The organism is Rothia sp. HMSC068E02 (assembly GCF_001813565.1).
Taxonomy (GTDB): domain Bacteria; phylum Actinomycetota; class Actinomycetes; order Actinomycetales; family Micrococcaceae; genus Rothia.
The window spans coordinates 162,330-178,136 of the sequence record NZ_KV812882.1; the positions used below are offsets into that span (position 1 = coordinate 162,330).

At 58.7% G+C, this 15,807-nt stretch carries 11 protein-coding genes; all 11 read left to right on the plus strand.

Translation table 11 applies throughout. The annotated features are described in order from the left end of the window. Window positions 1–16: 16 nt before the first annotated feature. The 11 genes from HMPREF2919_RS02410 (at window position 17) to gcvP (ending at window position 15,785) form a co-directional block, all read left to right on the plus strand. Window positions 17–1,396 carry a molybdopterin molybdotransferase MoeA gene (locus tag HMPREF2919_RS02410; RefSeq protein WP_044150194.1) on the plus strand — a complete coding sequence of 460 codons (1,380 nt, stop codon included), beginning with the start codon at window positions 17–19 and terminating at the stop codon, window positions 1,394–1,396. Window positions 1,397–1,504: 108 nt separating this feature from the next. Further along, window positions 1,505–2,005, plus strand: a complete 501-nt coding sequence (moaC, locus tag HMPREF2919_RS02415) for a cyclic pyranopterin monophosphate synthase MoaC (RefSeq protein ID WP_049341109.1) — start codon at window positions 1,505–1,507, stop codon at window positions 2,003–2,005. A gap of 65 nt (window positions 2,006–2,070) precedes the next feature. After that, on the plus strand, window positions 2,071–2,589 hold the full coding sequence (locus tag HMPREF2919_RS02420) for a MogA/MoaB family molybdenum cofactor biosynthesis protein (RefSeq protein WP_049341111.1): 519 nt from the start codon (window positions 2,071–2,073) through the stop codon (window positions 2,587–2,589). Continuing rightward, entirely contained in the window at window positions 2,579–3,085 is a 507-nt protein-coding gene (locus HMPREF2919_RS02425; RefSeq protein WP_049341113.1) for a molybdenum cofactor biosynthesis protein MoaE, read from the plus strand. Before HMPREF2919_RS02420 ends, HMPREF2919_RS02425 begins: the two co-directional genes overlap by 11 nt. Window positions 3,086–3,198: 113 nt before the next feature. Continuing rightward, a complete protein-coding gene (locus tag HMPREF2919_RS02430) occupies window positions 3,199–4,392 on the plus strand; it encodes a ThiF family adenylyltransferase (RefSeq protein WP_049341115.1) in 1,194 nt (397 codons plus the stop codon). 78 nt (window positions 4,393–4,470) lie between these two features. Beyond that, on the plus strand, window positions 4,471–8,190 hold the full coding sequence (locus HMPREF2919_RS02435) for a nitrate reductase subunit alpha (RefSeq protein ID WP_049341117.1): 3,720 nt from the start codon (window positions 4,471–4,473) through the stop codon (window positions 8,188–8,190). Continuing rightward, window positions 8,190–9,803 carry a nitrate reductase subunit beta gene (narH, locus tag HMPREF2919_RS02440; protein ID WP_005504921.1) on the plus strand — a complete coding sequence of 538 codons (1,614 nt, stop codon included), beginning with the start codon at window positions 8,190–8,192 and terminating at the stop codon, window positions 9,801–9,803. Before HMPREF2919_RS02435 ends, narH begins: the two co-directional genes overlap by 1 nt. A 3-nt stretch (window positions 9,804–9,806) precedes the next feature. Beyond that, window positions 9,807–10,547 carry a nitrate reductase molybdenum cofactor assembly chaperone gene (gene narJ / locus HMPREF2919_RS02445; RefSeq protein WP_005504922.1) on the plus strand — a complete coding sequence of 247 codons (741 nt, stop codon included), beginning with the start codon at window positions 9,807–9,809 and terminating at the stop codon, window positions 10,545–10,547. 26 nt (window positions 10,548–10,573) lie between these two features. Then, window positions 10,574–11,407 (plus strand): respiratory nitrate reductase subunit gamma, encoded by an 834-nt coding sequence (gene narI, locus HMPREF2919_RS02450; RefSeq protein WP_049347293.1) that lies wholly within the window; start codon window positions 10,574–10,576, stop codon window positions 11,405–11,407. A 30-nt stretch (window positions 11,408–11,437) separates the two neighbouring features. Beyond that, window positions 11,438–12,658, plus strand: coding sequence for an MFS transporter (locus HMPREF2919_RS02455; RefSeq protein WP_049347292.1), 1,221 nt, complete (start codon window positions 11,438–11,440; stop codon window positions 12,656–12,658). 286 nt (window positions 12,659–12,944) lie between these two features. Next, window positions 12,945–15,785, plus strand: a complete 2,841-nt coding sequence (gene gcvP / locus HMPREF2919_RS02460) for an aminomethyl-transferring glycine dehydrogenase (protein WP_049356342.1) — start codon at window positions 12,945–12,947, stop codon at window positions 15,783–15,785. Window positions 15,786–15,807 lie beyond the last annotated feature (22 nt).

The window sequence follows — 15,807 nt, forward strand, 5'->3', positions numbered from 1 at the left end:
CACGATTGGAACCGCCATGATTGCCCCCGAATTCAACGGAACCCCCAGCACCGAGGAATACCGCGCCTACCTGGCGCTACTGCTGCGCGAAGTCTTCATCGGCACCGCAGAAACGGTTCCCCTCTACCACGCGGCAGGACGCATCCTCGCCCAAGACGTCACCGCACGCATGGACGTACCCAGCTTCGACAACTCCCAAATGGACGGCTACGCCCTCACCGCCGAAGCCGCAGAACGCGAAGACCGCATCTTCACCGTCGGACGCGAAATCCCCGCTGGCCGCCCCCTCCAACGTTCCCGCTCCTCTGACGACCTGACCTACCCCATCATGACCGGCGCGCCCATGCCTAAGGGCTACGACGCCGTCATCCCCGTCGAACAGTCTGAACGCATCGAATATCCCGACCTACCCGAGTCCTTCGGCCGCCCCAGCGAAAAGGTCAAACTCGCCCCCGGCAAGCCCGGACAATTCGTGCGCCGCCGCGGCGAAGACGTCGTCACCGGCCAGGTCCTCGCACGCGCCGGTGAACGCATCACCCCCGCCATGCTTGGTGCGCTCGCATCCCAGGGCTACGCACGCCTGACCGTTGCGGCTGGTCCTCGCGTGCTCGTGTGCACCGGCGGCGACGAGATCCTCTCCGGCGTTGAAGAAGATGGAAGCGCCACCACTCAGGAACTTGGCCAGGGCCAGATTTTTGACGCCAACGGACCCATGCTCACCGCCATGCTCCGCGAAGACGGAGCGGAGGTGCGCCGCATCGCTATCGGTGACGACCCGGTAGAGCTGGTGCACCGCCTCGTAGCAGAGTACGAGAGCTTCAAACCGGACATCATCATCACCTCGGGTGGTATTAGCCACGGCAAATACGAGGTGGTCCGTAACGCCATCGCCAAGGCACACGAAGCCGATATTCTGGTGCCCGTCTCCTGGTTTGGCCACGTCAGCCAGCAGCCCGGCGGCCCCCAGGGCGTGAACCTGCTCGACTTCAAGGGCCACCGCGTGCCCATGATCTCCTTCCCCGGAAACCCGGTGAGCACGCTCATCTCGTACGCGCTGATTCTGCGCCCCTACCTGCGTGCTGGCGGTCCCTACGGTGTGCCCTACGCGGTCGCCTCCGAACAAGCGACCTTGAATAACGCACCGCGAGGCGTGCTCGTCACCGAAACCCCGCTCACCGCACCGGCGGCCAAACGCCAGTTCCTGCGCGGCACCCTCGCCATGGTCGAGGTGGAACCCGGAACCTACCGGGTGGAGCTCTACCCGGACGTCCTCTCAGGCTCGCACCTGCTACACCGAGCCGCCCAGGCGGACGTGCTCATCGAGCTGGCGCCCGGAACCACCTACACCGGGGGAGAGGCAGTGCCCTACCACCGCATTCGCCTCACCGATAACTAAGCGAAACACACCCGCGTTGTTCCTTGCGTGAACGACAAGGAGTAATTGAGACTCATACTAAGTAACGATTCGCGGCAGAAGAATACCGCGCTGAAGCCAGGAGAAACGATGACCTCTACCTCGCAGCCCAACCAGGAACTGACCCACGTGCGCGCCGACGGCTCAGCACACATGGTGGACGTTACGGAGAAGTCGGTCACCACCCGAACCGCCCTGGCGGAGGCAACCGTGCGCACCCGCGAAGACGTGATTGCCATGATTTTTGACGCTGACCTGCCCAAGGGTGACGCCCTTCCCGTCGCACGCGTTGCGGGCATTATGGGTGCTAAGCGCACTCCGGAAATCATTCCCCTCTGCCACCCGCTGCCCCTGGGCAAGATTACGGTGGACTTTGAGCGCGGCACCGACTTTGTGCGTATTGAAGCCTCCGTGAAGACCCGCGGCGTCACCGGTGTAGAGATGGAGGCGCTCACCGCCGTCTCCTCGGCGGCACTGACCGTTTTCGACATGATCAAGGCAGTCGATAAGTACGCCGTCATTACCGATATCCGTGTTCTGGAGAAGAGCGGCGGCAAGTCCGGCGACTGGTCCGTCCGCGAGGAATCTTAAGCTACGGCGGCACACCGCCCCCACCGACCCCACTGTCACCTGATAGATACAGAAAAGGAAAGCCAATGAGTAGCGAAGACTACACCATGCCCGAGAACCTCACCGGTCTGGTTATTGTCGCCTCCACCCGCGCAGCCCGCGGCGTGTACGAGGATAAGTCCGGCCCCATCGCCGTGGAGTGGCTGCGCTCGCGCGGCTTCGACACCCCGGATGCCGTGGTCATTGAAGACCGCGATATTGTCGAGTACTTCAACACCCTGGTGACCGAAGGTAAGAAGAACGGTAACCTGCCGACCTTCATCCTGACCAGCGGTGGTACCGGTCTGAACTCTGACGACCAGACCGTGGAGGCGGTTCGCCCCCACCTGGACAAGGAAGTTCCCGGCGTTATGCATGCCTTCTGGATGAACGGTCTGAAGAACATTCCCGCGGCGGTGCTTTCACGCGGCGTGGCGGGCGTCATTGACCGCACCTTCGTGATGACCCTGCCCGGTTCGCGCGGTGGCGTGAAGGACGGCGTGGCAACCCTCGACCCGCTTGTTGAGCACATTTGCCGTCAGATGGAGGACTACCATGACCACTAAGCCGCAGAACGAAGAATCCCTGGACCATTCGGGTGCGCACGGTGTTGAGCCGAGCGGCTCGACCGTGGTGTTCACCGATATTACGGAGGCGCCCCTGGAGCCGCTGTACGCTGCGGCTAAGGCTGAGGTCATGACCGACGCCATGGGTGCCCTGGTAATTTTTGACGGCATTGTACGTAACCATGATCACGGTAGTGCGGTTCGCGGGCTGTCCTATAGCGCGCATCCGCAGGCTCGTGAGTATATTGCGGAGGTTGCCGCCGAGGTTGCTGCCGAGCTGGACGGTGTGCGTCTGTGGGCTGTGCATCGTGTGGGGCCGATTGCTATTGGTGAGTCGGCTCTGACCGTGATGGCGGCGGCTGCTCACCGTGGCCGCGCGTTTGATGCCTGTGAGCTGGTGGCTGACCGGGTGAAGGCTCGTGTGCCGATTTGGAAGGAACAGGAACTGCTCGATGGAAGCATCGAGTGGGTTGGTGTGGATACTTCGCCTGCTTAGCCTTCTGAATATTCTGATATCTCTATATAAGCCTGTCAGGGGGATTTCTCTCGGGCAGGCTTATTCTCCTTGAAAGCTCAAGTCACCTCTACTACTAGACGCGAGGAATCCCTATGTCTTCTCAGCCTTCAACCGGCACGGGCGAGCTCTCTGCCGCTGAGCGTGCGTTCTATTCTCGTCAGCTGATTCTGCCCGAAATGGGCTACGAGGCTCAGCTGGCGCTCAAACGCGCACGCGTGGTGGTGCTGGGTGCTGGCGGTTTGGGTGCTCCCGCGCTGCTGTACCTGGCGGGTGCCGGGGTCGGTCAGATTGTGGTGGTTGATGATGACGTCGTGGATGCCTCGAATCTGCACCGCCAGGTGATTCATACGCACGCCAGAGTGGGTAATTCTAAGGCTGAGTCTGCCGCAGAGTCTTTGCGCTCGCTGAATCCTTTTATTGAGGTTGTGCCTGTGTGTGAGCGTTTGACGGAGGTGAATGTTGATGAGCTTCTGTCTGGTGCTGACCTGGTGCTGGATGGTAGCGATAATTTCGAGTCGCGTTATGTGGTGTCGGCGGCGGCTGCGCGTGCTGGAATTGCGCATGTATGGGCTGCGATTCTTGGTTTTGATGCGCAGCTGAGTGTGTTTTGGGCTGGTCGCGGTCCGGTGTATGAGGATTTGTACCCTCATGCTCCTGCTGCCGGTAGCGTGCCGTCGTGTAGTACTGCTGGCGTGGTGGGTGCTATGGCTGGCGTGGTGGGTGCTGCGATGGCCATGGAGGCAGTGAAGCTGCTGACCGGGGTGGGGGAGCCGCTCATGGGTGAGGTTGGCCTATATTCGGCATTAAGCGGAAGGTGGGAATATATACCTCTTGTAGCTAGCGTGCAAGCTGTACCTAAGAAAAGCGCTGTTTTGCCCCAAGAAACGAGTCATAAGCCCAAAAATCATGTAACAATTCGTAATATTTCTCAGGATTTTACAAGCTCTTCTGCTGACTCGAAACCCCGCTCGATGAGCGCTCAGGACCTTAAAAAGATGTCATCGGGTGAAAATATTGCCCTTTTGGATGTCCGTGAGCAGGTGGAGTTCAATGCCTTTGCGATTGACGGTGCCATTAACCTGCCCCTCACTGAATTGCTTGAAGCGGCTCGAAATGACTCTCTCAAAGCCCTGATTGAGCGTAAAATCCCCGCAAATGCCCAGAAAATCGTTATTTACTGCACCGGATACACCCGAACGGTTGAGGCGGCTCGTGAAATAGCGCCCCTGGAGGAGCGTTCTGTGTACATGCTTGAGGGTGGAATTTCCGCCTGGCTTACGGTCTAAAGCACCCTTATTTCGTATGAATTAGGCAAGGTTTTTATCTCGTATTTTCCATGCCAAATTTCCGATATATTGGGCAGTATGGAACAAGCATCACAGATTAAGGGCCCGGACGGCCCCCTTACCGATCAGCTGATCAAGTTCGGTAAGTTCTTCTCCCGCTGGGATGAGACTGAAGACGGCCGCGCCGTCTTCCGTGAAGGCGGCCGCGAAGGTGACGCCTTCTACCGCGACCGTTGGAGCCACGATAAGGAAGTTCGCTCTACCCACGGCGTGAACTGCACCGGCTCCTGCTCCTGGAAGGTGTACGTCAAGGACGGCATTATCACCTGGGAAGCACAGGAAACCGATTACCCCTCGGTTGGTCCCGACCGCCCCGAGTACGAGCCCCGCGGTTGCCCCCGCGGTGCAGCATTCTCGTGGTACACCTACTCTCCCACTCGCGTTAAGTACCCCTACGTTCGCGGTCTCCTGCTGGAGATGTACCGCGAAGCGAAGGCAATCCACAACGATCCCGTGGACGCCTTCCACTCCATCGTGTCCGACCCCGCCAAGCGTGCACGCTACGTGAACGCACGCGGTAAGGGTGGTCTGGTGCGCTCGACCTGGGCTGAGGCTCTCGAGCTGATGGCTGCTGCTCACGTGCACACCATCAAGTACTACGGCCCCGACCGTAACACCGGCTTCACCCCGATTCCGGCAATGTCCATGGCGTCCTTCAGCGCGGGTGTTCGCTACATCCAGCTGGCCGGTGGCGTCATGACCAGCTTCTACGACTGGTACGCTGACCTCCCCGTGGCTTCCCCGCAGGTCTTCGGCGACCAGACCGACGTTCCCGAGTCCGGCGACTGGTGGGACGCTGCATACCTCATCATGTGGGGTGCAAACGTTCCGCTGACCCGTACCCCGGATGCTCACTGGGTCTCCGAGGTCCGCTACCGCGGTACCAAGGTTGTCACCGTGAGCCCCGACTACGCCGACAACACCAAGTTCGCTGACGAGTGGCTGCCCGCCCAGGCAGGTACCGACGCGGCACTGGCAATGGCGATGGGCCACGTCATCCTTAAGGAGAACTACGTCGACCAGCGTGTCGAGTTCTTCGAGGACTTCTCCCTGACCTACACCGACCTTCCCTTCCTGGTCACCCTGGAAACCCGTGAAGACGGCATTAAGGTTCCCTCCAAGTTCCTGACTGCGGCTAAGCTCGCTGGCGAGGCTGAGCAGCCGAACGCTGACTTCAAGCCCGTCCTGATGGACCGCGAGACTGGCGAGGTCTTCGTGCCCAACGGCACCATGGGTCACCGTTACGCTCAGGAAGACCAGGGCAAGTGGAACCTGGATTTGCAGGGTCGTAAGCCGATTCTGTCGATTCGCGACCTGCCTCAGGGCCAGTCCGCAGCGGTTGAGATTAAGATGCCGACCTTCGATAACCCGAAGGGTCACGGCGACGTCATTACCCGCGGCGTGCCCGTAACCTACGTTGATGGTCACGAAGTTACTACCGTCTTCGATATCATGCTGGCACAGTACGGTGTGGGCCGTGAGGGTCTGCCCGGTACCTGGGCTAAGGACTACGAGGACTGGAACGTTCAGAACACCCCGGCATGGCAGGAGCAGATTACTTCTGTCCCCGCCGAGGCTGTTATTCGCGTTGCCCGCGAGTTCGCCAAGAGCGCCCTGGATTCCGGCGGCCGCTCCATGGTCATCTTCGGTGCAGGTATCTGCCAGTGGTACCACGCTGACACCACCTACCGCGCTATCCTCGCTCTGCTGAACCTGACCGGTTGCCAGGGTCGCAACGGTGGCGGTTGGGCTCACTACGTGGGCCAGGAGAAGGCACGTCCTCTGACCGGTCTGACCAACATTGCGAACGCTCTGGACTGGAGCCGCCCGCCGCGTCACATGATCGGTACCGGCTTCTGGTACATGCACACTGACCAGTTCCGTCAGGACGCATACTCCACCGACTACCTGCAGTCCCCGCTGGCTAAGGGCGAGCTGCGCGACGTTCACACTGCTGACGTTGTGGCACGTTCTACCCGTATGGGCTGGATGCCGTTCTACCCGCAGTTCCCCGAGAACTCGCTGGATCTGGCAGACAAGGCAGAGCAGGCAGTGGCACGCGGCGAGGCTTCCTCGAACGCGGACTACATTGCACAGCGCCTGAACTCCGGTGACCTGGAGTTCTCCGTTGAGGACGTTGACAACCCCGTCAACTGGCCTCGTACCCTGACCCTGTGGCGTTCGAACCTGTTCGGTTCCTCCGCTAAGGGTGAGAGCTACTTCCTGAAGCACCTGGTCGGTAGCATGGACAACGTCCAGGGCTCCGACTCGGAGAAGCTGCCGAACGAAGTGAAGTGGGTTGAGGACGCGCCTCAGGGCAAGCTGGATCTGCTGGTCACCTCGGACTTCCGTATGACCTCCACGACCCTGCTGTCTGACATCGTTCTGCCGACTGCTACCTGGTACGAGAAGCACGATATCTCCTCGACCGATATGCACCCGTTCCTGCACGCGTTCTCCCCGGCAATTGACCCGCCGTGGGAGGCAAAGACCGACCACGAGACCTTCAAGGCACTGGCGTTTGAGTTCAGCCGCCTGGCTAAGAAGCACCTCGGCGTCCGTAAGGACATCGTTTCGGTCCCGCTGTTGCACGACACCCCCGGCCAGATTGCTCAGCCCGGCGGTCACGCACCCGACTGGAAGAACACCCCCGGTATGGTGGGCGTACCCGGCAAGAACATGCCGAACTTCGTCACCGTCGAGCGCGACTACGGCGCACTGTACGACATGTACACCACCGTTGGCCCGCTGTTCGATAAGCTCGGTGCAACCACCAAGTTCATCACTTACGACCTGAAGGACGAAGTCGCGAAGATGGCTAAGGAATTCGGCGTGATGGACTCCGGTAAGGGCGCAGGCCGTCCGGCACTGGATACCGACGTGAAGATTTCTGAAGCAATCCTCATGATTTCCGGTACCTCCAACGGTGAGGTCGCTGTCAAGGGCTTCAAGGAGCTTGAGAAGCAGACCGGTCTGCACCTGATGGACCTGGCAGAAGGTAACGAGGAACGTCGTATCACCTTCCCTATGACCCAGGCCGCACCGCAGCCCGTGATGACCTCCCCCGAGTGGTCCGGTTCGGAGACCGGTGGTCGCCGTTACGCTCCGTTCACCGTCAACATCGAGAAGAAGAAGCCGTTCCACACCCTGACCGGCCGTATGCACTTCTTCCTCGACCACGACTGGATGCACGAAATGGGCGAGGCTCTGCCGATTTACCGTCCGCCGCTGGATATGACCGGCCTGTACAACGAGCCTGAGCTCGGTACTACCGATGGTGTTTCGGTTGCTGTTCGCTACCTGACCCCGCACAACAAGTGGGCAATTCACTCGCAGTACTTCGATAACCACTACATGCTGAGCATGTTCCGTGGCGGTCCGACTGCATGGATGAGCCCGCAGGACGCTGAGAAGATTGGCGTCAAGGATGGCGAGTGGATTGAGTGTGTGAACACCAATGGTGTCTTCGTCGGCCGTGCGGTTGTTTCGCACCGTATGCCCGAGGGCGTTTGCTACGTCTACCACGCTCAGGAGCGTATGGTTAGCCCGAAGTCTGAAGTCACCGGTAAGCGCGGTGGTATTCACAACTCGGTGACCCGTATTCTTCTGAAGCCCACCCACATGATTGGTGGCTACGCTCACCAGGCGTTCGCCTTCAACTATCTTGGACCGACCGGTAACCAGCGAGACATCGTCTCGTACATCCGTCGCCGTAAGTCCCAGGAGGTAACTTTCTAATGCGCGTTATGGCACAAGTTGCTATGGTGATGGCGCTCGATAAGTGCATCGGCTGCCACACCTGCTCCGTGACCTGTAAGCAGGCATGGACGAACCGAGCCGGTACCGAGTACGTCTGGTTCAACAACGTTGAGACTCGTCCCGGCCAGGGTTACCCCCGCCGTTACGAGGATCAGGAGAAGTGGAAGGGCGGCTGGGTGCTGAACAAGCGCGGTCGTCTGGAGCTCAAGAGCGGTAACCGCTTCCAGAAGCTCTTCACGATCTTTGCTTCCCCGATTCAGCCCGAGCTGAACGACTACTACGAGCCCTGGACCTACGATTACCAGAACCTGACCAGTGCTCCTCTGGGTGATGACTTCCCGGCTGCTAAGCCGGTCTCCCTCATCACCGGTGAGGACACCAAGGTCGAGTGGGGTATGAACTGGGACGACAACCTGGCTGGTGCGACCGAGTACGGTCACCTGGACCCGCTGGTTGAGAAGGTTCGCAAGAAGGCTGAGGACAAGATTAAGTTCGAGTTCGAGCAGACCTTCATGTTCTACCTGCCTCGTATTTGTGAGCACTGCTTGAACCCCTCCTGCATGGCTTCTTGCCCCTCCGGCGCTATCTACAAGCGCGCTGAGGACGGTATCGTTCTGGTTGACCAGGACCGTTGCCGCGGTTGGCGTCAGTGCATCACCGGCTGCCCCTACAAGAAGGTGTACTTCAACCACAAGACGGGTAAGGCTGAGAAGTGTACCTTCTGCTACCCCCGTATTGAGGCTGGTATTCCGACCGTGTGTGCTGAGACCTGTGTTGGTCGTATGCGCTACATCGGTATCTTCCTCTACGATGCAGACCGCGTGACTGAGGCTGCTTCGGTTGAGGATGAGAAGGACCTCTACGAGGCTCAGCTGTCGCTGATGCTTGATCCTTCGGATCCGGCTGTGATTGAGCAGGCTCGTAAGAACGACATCCCCGATGCGTGGATTACTGCAGCTCAGAAGTCGCCCGTGTACAAGCTGGCGAAGGAGTGGAAGGTGGCCCTGCCCCTGCACCCCGAGTACCGCACCATGCCGATGGTTTGGTACGTGCCGCCGCTGTCTCCGATTGTTGACCTGCTCAAGGAGCAGGGCCACGATGCAGAGAACAGCAACAACCTGTTCGGCGCTATTGAGTCTCTCCGTATTCCGGTTGAGTACCTGGCTGAGCTGTTCACCGCTGGTGACACTGAGGTTGTTACTAACGTTCTGCGCCGCCTGGCTGCGATGCGTTCGTACATGCGTGACATCAACCTCGGTGGCGAAGGCAACGAGGAGATTGCTCAGGCAGTTGGCATGACTGGTCAGCAGGTGTACGAGATGTACCGCCTGATGGCTATCGCTAAGTACAACGAGCGTTACGTCATTCCGAAGGCTCACATGGAAGACGCCCACAACCTTGAGGAAATGGGCTGCTCCCTGAGCGTGGATGGCGGACCCGGCATGTACGGCGATGCGTTCAACGACATGGAGGGTCGCCCGACCCCCGTGTCCACCGGTGTCTACGAGGCTAACAACAAGGTCAGCTTGTTCAGCTGGGATGGTTCTTCCCGTCCTGACGGCCTCTTCCCGAATACCACCGGAAAGAAGTAATAAGTGGCTGGATTCTTTTCCAAGCTCATGGGCAAGGCCGGTTCCGAGGCTACTGTCTCGGAGCCGGCTCAGCCGGAGAACCCGTTTGATATCGATTACGGTCCCGGCGAGGATAAGGACTCGGTGATTTACCAGGTGAGCGGTATGCTCCTGGGCTACCCCGATGAGGAGACTCTGAAGGTTCTGCCTGAACTGGTGGAGATTACCGCTTCCACCCAGGATGAGGCTTTCATTGCTGCCGTTGATGCGGTTCAGCAGTGGCTGACTTCTAAGGACCTGGAGGATGTGCAGTCCGAGTACGTGCAGGAGTACGACCTTTCGCGTCGTCATTCTCTGCATCTGTCCTACTGGACCGATGGCGATACCCGCCGCCGTGGTGAGACTCTTCTGCGTTTTAAGCAGATGTACCGCGACTCCGGTATGTTGACCGTTTTGAATGGTGAGCTTCCGGACTACCTGCCGCTGGTGCTGGAGTTCTGTGCGTTGGTGGATCGCCGTAAGGGCCGTTCCGCTTTGCAGGCGTACCGTCCGTCCCTTGAGCTTCTTCGTCTGTCCATGAAGGACGGAAATCTGCCCCACTACGGGTTGTTGCAGAGCATCTGCGATACCCTTCCTGGCGTCTCTCCGCAGACTCAGGAGGAGGTCCAGAAGATGGCTGGCTACGGCCCTCCCGTCGAGACTGTTGGCCTGAATGGCTACGCTGATCATCAGCTGCTCCAGCAGGCTTCGGCTCGTTCTAACTAGTTTTATCCCTTGTGAGGAGACAACACGTGTACGTACTTGCTTCTGAGAACGCAGGACATGCTGCACAGGCTGTAGCCGATCCGGGTATTGTTGACATCCTGCTGTGGGGCGTTCTGCCCTATGTTGCACTGGTCATTCTGATTGGTGGCACCATTTGGCGTTACCGTACTGACCAGTTCGGATGGACTACCCGCTCGTCCCAGGTCTATGAATCGAAGCTGTTGCGCATCGCTTCGCCCCTGTTCCATTACGGTCTTGCGGCCGTTTTCCTTGGCCACGTTGGTGGTCTGGTGGTGCCTAAGGCATTCACCGACCTGGTCGTTTCGGATGACACTTACCACATTGTGGCGCTGGTCGGCGGTTCTGTTGCTGCGGTCGCAACCATTGTTGGTATGTTCGTTCTGATTGGTCGCCGTGTTTCGAACTCTCGTGTGCGTTCGGCTACCACTCGTAATGACGTTTTCATGTATGTCGTTTTGGTTCTGGTGATTCTCGCCGGTACTGCGGCTACTCTGATTTCGGCAGTGAACCCCTCGGGCGGTTTGCCTCCGGTGAATGGTCACGAGGTTCACTTCAACTACCGTGAGACCATTTCTGTGTGGTTCCGTTCGCTGTTCTACTTCCACCCTGAGGTAGCTTTGATGGTGAATATTCCCGTGGCTTTCAAGATTCACATCGTGGTGGCTATGGTTCTGTTCATCATTTGGCCCTTTACCCGCCTGGTGCACGCACTGACTGTGCCCCTGCACTACCTCTTCCGCCCCTACACCGTGTACCGCTCTCGTGGCGGCCAGCGTGTTGGTGCACGTCGAGGTTGGGATCCGGTAGGTACTCTCCCGCGTGAGCGCGCCGACCGCTAATACACATATCCATATTGCAAAAGAGGAAATATGAGCACCCCTGTTGCACCGAGCTACGACCTGAAGAATGGTCAGCTCCGTAACGTTCTGCTGGCAACGTTCATCTCGACCATTGGTTTCTGGGCATGGACCATCGTTGGCCCGCTGGCGAAGATGTACGCAAAGCAGATGCACCTGGACGCTGGTATGACCAGCCTTCTGGTTGCTATGCCGATTTTCATCGGCGCTATCGGCCGTATTCCCGTTGGTGGTCTGACTGACCGCTACGGTGGTCGTATTATGTTCACCGCTGTTCTGGCGATTAGCGCACCCCTGGTCTTCCTGGTTGGTGTTGCTGGTCAGATGAACTCGCTGCCCATGCTGCTTGTTGTGGCGTTCTTCCTGGGTATTGCGGGTACCGTGTTCGCTGTGGGTATTCCCTTCAGTTCCGCATGGTATGACGCTTCCAAGAAGGGTTTTGCGACCGGTGTGTTCGGTGCCGGCATGGTGGGTACTGCAATTTCTGCATTCGCTACCCCCCGCCTGGTGCAGGGTATTGGTTACTTCCAGACTCACGTTCTGATTGCTGTTATCTGTGCTGTAACCGCTGCTATCTCTTTCTTCTTCTTGAAGGATTCTCCGGCAACCATCGGCCGTGAGGTTACTCCGCTGATGCCGAAGATTGTTCAGGCATTCAAGGTGAAGACCACTTGGCAGCTGTGCTTCCTCTACGCTGTTGTGTTCGGTGCGTTCGTGGCATTCTCGAACTACCTGCCCACTTACCTGAGCAACATCTACAACTTCAACGCTAACGACGCTGGTATGCGTGCGGCTGGCTTCGCGGCTGCTGCCGTGATTGCTCGTCCCTTCGGTGGTGTGCTGGCTGATAAGTTCGGTCCGAAGATTATCACCCTCATCTCCCTGGGTGGTGTGGTGATCCTGGCAGTTATTACCGCGTTCCAGCCTGATGCTGAGCACGTGTATGGTGCTGTTTTCATCCTGATGGCTGCTCTTCTGGGTCTGGGCCACGGCTCGGTCTTCGGCTGGGTGGCTCGTGCGGCTGATCCGAAGAACGTTGGTGCGGTGTCCGGTGTGGTTGCTGCTGCTGGCGCTCTGGGTGGTTTCTTCCCGCCGCTGGTGATGGGTGCAACCTACAACCAGGCTGAGAACAACTACTTCATCGGTCTGATGCTGCTGGCCGTGACCGCGTTCCTCGCCTTCCTGTCGGCATTCCTCGTGCCGCACGGTGGCAAGCCTAACCACGCTAAGTAGGGTCTTCTAGTACATCCTTCTGCAGGGTGTATATGAAGTTTGCTTTGACTGAGTCCGGCTCGTTTTCTCTTCGGAGGGAACGAGCCGGACTTTGTGCTTTTCTGCTGTTTTGTCCTCTAACAGGGGTGGGCTTTGGCGGGGCAGAAGAGTTTGATGTTTGGGCATGTCGAATGTTGGTAAAGCTGGCGAAACTTTGTGGAGATGTGGGACACTTTAAAGTGTTCGACTCGTCGCAATAGCGCGACGTGACCCCTCTACGGTTTGCGCCGACCAATAGGAGAATCCTATGTCCTTTATTGATCGTCATCTCGGCCCCCGTTCCGCAGACGCAGAGCAGATGCTCGAAACCCTGGGATACTCTTCCCTGGATGCGCTGATGGACGCTGTCGTCCCCTCCCAGATTCGCCTTGACGGCGAATTGCAGCTGCCTGCTCCGCTGTCGGAGCATGAGGCTCAGGCAAAGATTGCCGGCTACGCTGCGAAGAATAAGGTTCTCGCCCAGATGATTGGTGCCGGATACTATGACGCTGTAACTCCCGCGGTTCTGCGCCGTAACATTCTGGAAAACCCCGGTTTCTACACTTCTTACACCCCGTACCAGGCTGAGATTTCTCAGGGCCGCCTGGAGGCTCTGCTGAACTTCCAGAACACCGTGATGGAGCTGACCGGCCTGGAGATTGCAAACTCCTCCCTGCTGGATGAGGCGTCCGCAGTGGCTGAAGCAGCTGTCATGATGCACCGTGCAAACCGCAAGGTGAAGAACGGCTTCTTCGCTATTGACTCCCGTTGCCTGCCTCAGGTTATTTCGGTGACTCGTGGACGTGCAGAGATGCTCGGCATTCCTTTCGTGATTACTGATTTCTCTGAGGGTCTGCCCGAGGGTGACCTGTACGGTGTCATCCTGGCGTACCCCGGCAATGAAGGCGATATCCGCGATATTGAGCCGTTGATTAAGGCTGCTAAGGAGCGTAACGCTCTGGTTACCGTTGCTGCTGACCTGCTGGCTCTGACCCTGCTGAAGTCCCCTGGTGAGCTGGGCGCTGATATCGCTGTGGGTAATACTCAGCGTTTCGGTCTGCCTTTCTTCTTCGGTGGCCCCCACGCTGCGTACATGGCTGTTCACAAGGGTATGGAGCGTACCATGCCTGGCCGTCTGGTGGGTGTTTCTAAGGACTCTGCCGGTAAGCCTGCTTACCGTCTGGCTCTGCAGACTCGTGAGCAGCACATCCGCCGTGAGAAGGCTACTTCCAATATTTGTACTGCTCAGGCTCTGCTGGCGATTGTTGCTGGCGCTTACGCGATGTACCACGGTCCTGAGGGCCTGCGCGCTATCGCGAACCGCCTGCACACCAACGCCGCTCGTGTTGCTACCGCGCTGAAGGCTGCGGGCTACGGTATCGCCCACGATACTTTCTTCGACACCGTTGTGGTGGAGGCTGCTGGCCGTGCTGACGAGCTGGTTGCGAAGGCTCTGGAAGCTGGCGTGAACATCCGCCGCTTCGACGAGAACCGTGTTGGTATTTCCGTGGGTGAGTCTCATGGTGAGGAGCTGCTCAAGGGCCTGGTTGAGGCTCTGGGCGGCACCCTGGGTGAGGCAGATGCACAGTACGATCTGCCCGCTGAGCTGCTGCGTACCGATGAGTACATGCAGCACCCGATTTTCCACAAGTACCGCTCCGAGACCGAGATGATGCGCTACCTGCGTCACCTCGCTGATAAGGACCTGGCACTTGACCGCACCATGATTCCGCTGGGTTCGTGCACCATGAAGCTGAACGCGGCCGCTGAGATGGAGCCCATCTCCTGGCCTGAGTTCGCGAACATCCACCCGCTGGTCCCGGAGGACCAGGCAGAGGGCTGGCACGAGCTGATTAAGGATTTGAGCGAGTGGCTGGTTGCTATTACCGGTTACGATGCTATCTCGCTGCAGCCGAACTCGGGTGCGACCGGTGAGTACGCTGGTCTGCGCGCTATCCGTTCCTTCCATGAGGCTAACGGTGACCACGAGCGCGATACCGTCCTGATTCCGCTGTCTGCTCACGGCACCAACGCGGCATCTGCTGCTCTGGCTGGTCTGAAGGTTGCCGGTGTGGCAACTGCGGCTGACGGTTCGATTGATGTTGACGACCTGAAGGCAAAGATTGAGAAGTACGGCCCCAAGGTTGCCGGCATCATGATTACCTACCCTTCCACTCACGGTGTGTTTGAGGAGCAGGTTGCTGAGGTTTGCCAGCTGGTTCACGAGGCTGGCGGCCAGGTGTACCTGGATGGCGCGAACCTGAACGCTCAGATGGGCTTCGCTCAGCCCGGTAAGTTCGGCGGCGACGTTTCGCACCTGAACCTGCACAAGACCTTCTCCATTCCTCACGGTGGTGGCGGCCCCGGTGTTGGCCCGCTGGCTGTTCGTGAGCACCTGGCGAAGTTCCTGCCCGGCGACGCATACCGCGCTGATGCTGAAGGTAAGCTCCCCAACGATGCTGCACTGCCGATTTCTCAGGCGTTCTTCGGTTCTGCCGGTGTTCTGCCGATTAGCTGGATGTACATTGCGATGACTGGTGCTCAGGGTCTGAAGGACTCTTCGCAGTACGCGGTGCTGAACGCTAACTACATTGCGAAGAAGCTCAACGACAAGTACCCGGTGCTGTACACTGGCCCCGGCGGTCTGGTCGCTCACGAGTGCATCCTGGACCTGCGTCAGCTGACCGATCAGTCTCACGTGACTGCTGAGGACGTCTGCAAGCGTCTGATGGACTTCGGCTTCCACGCTCCGACTCTGGCGTTCCCGGTTCCGGGCACCCTGATGGTTGAGCCGACTGAGTCTGAGTCGAAGGAAGAGCTGGACCGCTTCATTGAGGCAATGGAGACCATCTACGACGAGATTATCGAGGTGGCTGAGGGCAAGGTCGCTGTGGATGATTCGGTTCTGCGCAACGCACCGCACACCGTTGATGTGGTGAGCGCTGATGAGTGGGATCGCCCCTACAGCCGTACTCAGGCAGCTTTCCCTGTCCCGAGCCTGCGCGCTAACAAGTACTTCACCTCGGTGGGTCGTATTGATGGCGCTGGCGGTGACCGTAACTTCGTGTGCGAATGCCCCCCGATGGAGGCTTTCGACCTGGAAGCATAAGGAGCCTGTAACGCTCCTGGGT

Excerpts from the sequence above, each read along its gene's own strand:
- HMPREF2919_RS02410 (WP_044150194.1), top strand. The coding sequence starts at position 17 with ATGATTGCCCCCGAATTCAACGGAACCCCCAGCACCGAGGAATACCGC.
- moaC (WP_049341109.1), top strand. The coding sequence starts at position 1,505 with ATGACCTCTACCTCGCAGCCCAACCAGGAACTGACCCACGTGCGCGCC.
- HMPREF2919_RS02420 (WP_049341111.1), top strand. The coding sequence starts at position 2,071 with ATGAGTAGCGAAGACTACACCATGCCCGAGAACCTCACCGGTCTGGTT.
- HMPREF2919_RS02425 (WP_049341113.1), top strand. The coding sequence starts at position 2,579 with ATGACCACTAAGCCGCAGAACGAAGAATCCCTGGACCATTCGGGTGCG.
- HMPREF2919_RS02430 (WP_049341115.1), top strand. The coding sequence starts at position 3,199 with ATGTCTTCTCAGCCTTCAACCGGCACGGGCGAGCTCTCTGCCGCTGAG.
- HMPREF2919_RS02435 (WP_049341117.1), top strand. The coding sequence starts at position 4,471 with ATGGAACAAGCATCACAGATTAAGGGCCCGGACGGCCCCCTTACCGAT.
- narH (WP_005504921.1), top strand. The coding sequence starts at position 8,190 with ATGCGCGTTATGGCACAAGTTGCTATGGTGATGGCGCTCGATAAGTGC.
- HMPREF2919_RS02455 (WP_049347292.1), top strand. The coding sequence starts at position 11,438 with ATGAGCACCCCTGTTGCACCGAGCTACGACCTGAAGAATGGTCAGCTC.
- gcvP (WP_049356342.1), top strand. The coding sequence starts at position 12,945 with ATGTCCTTTATTGATCGTCATCTCGGCCCCCGTTCCGCAGACGCAGAG.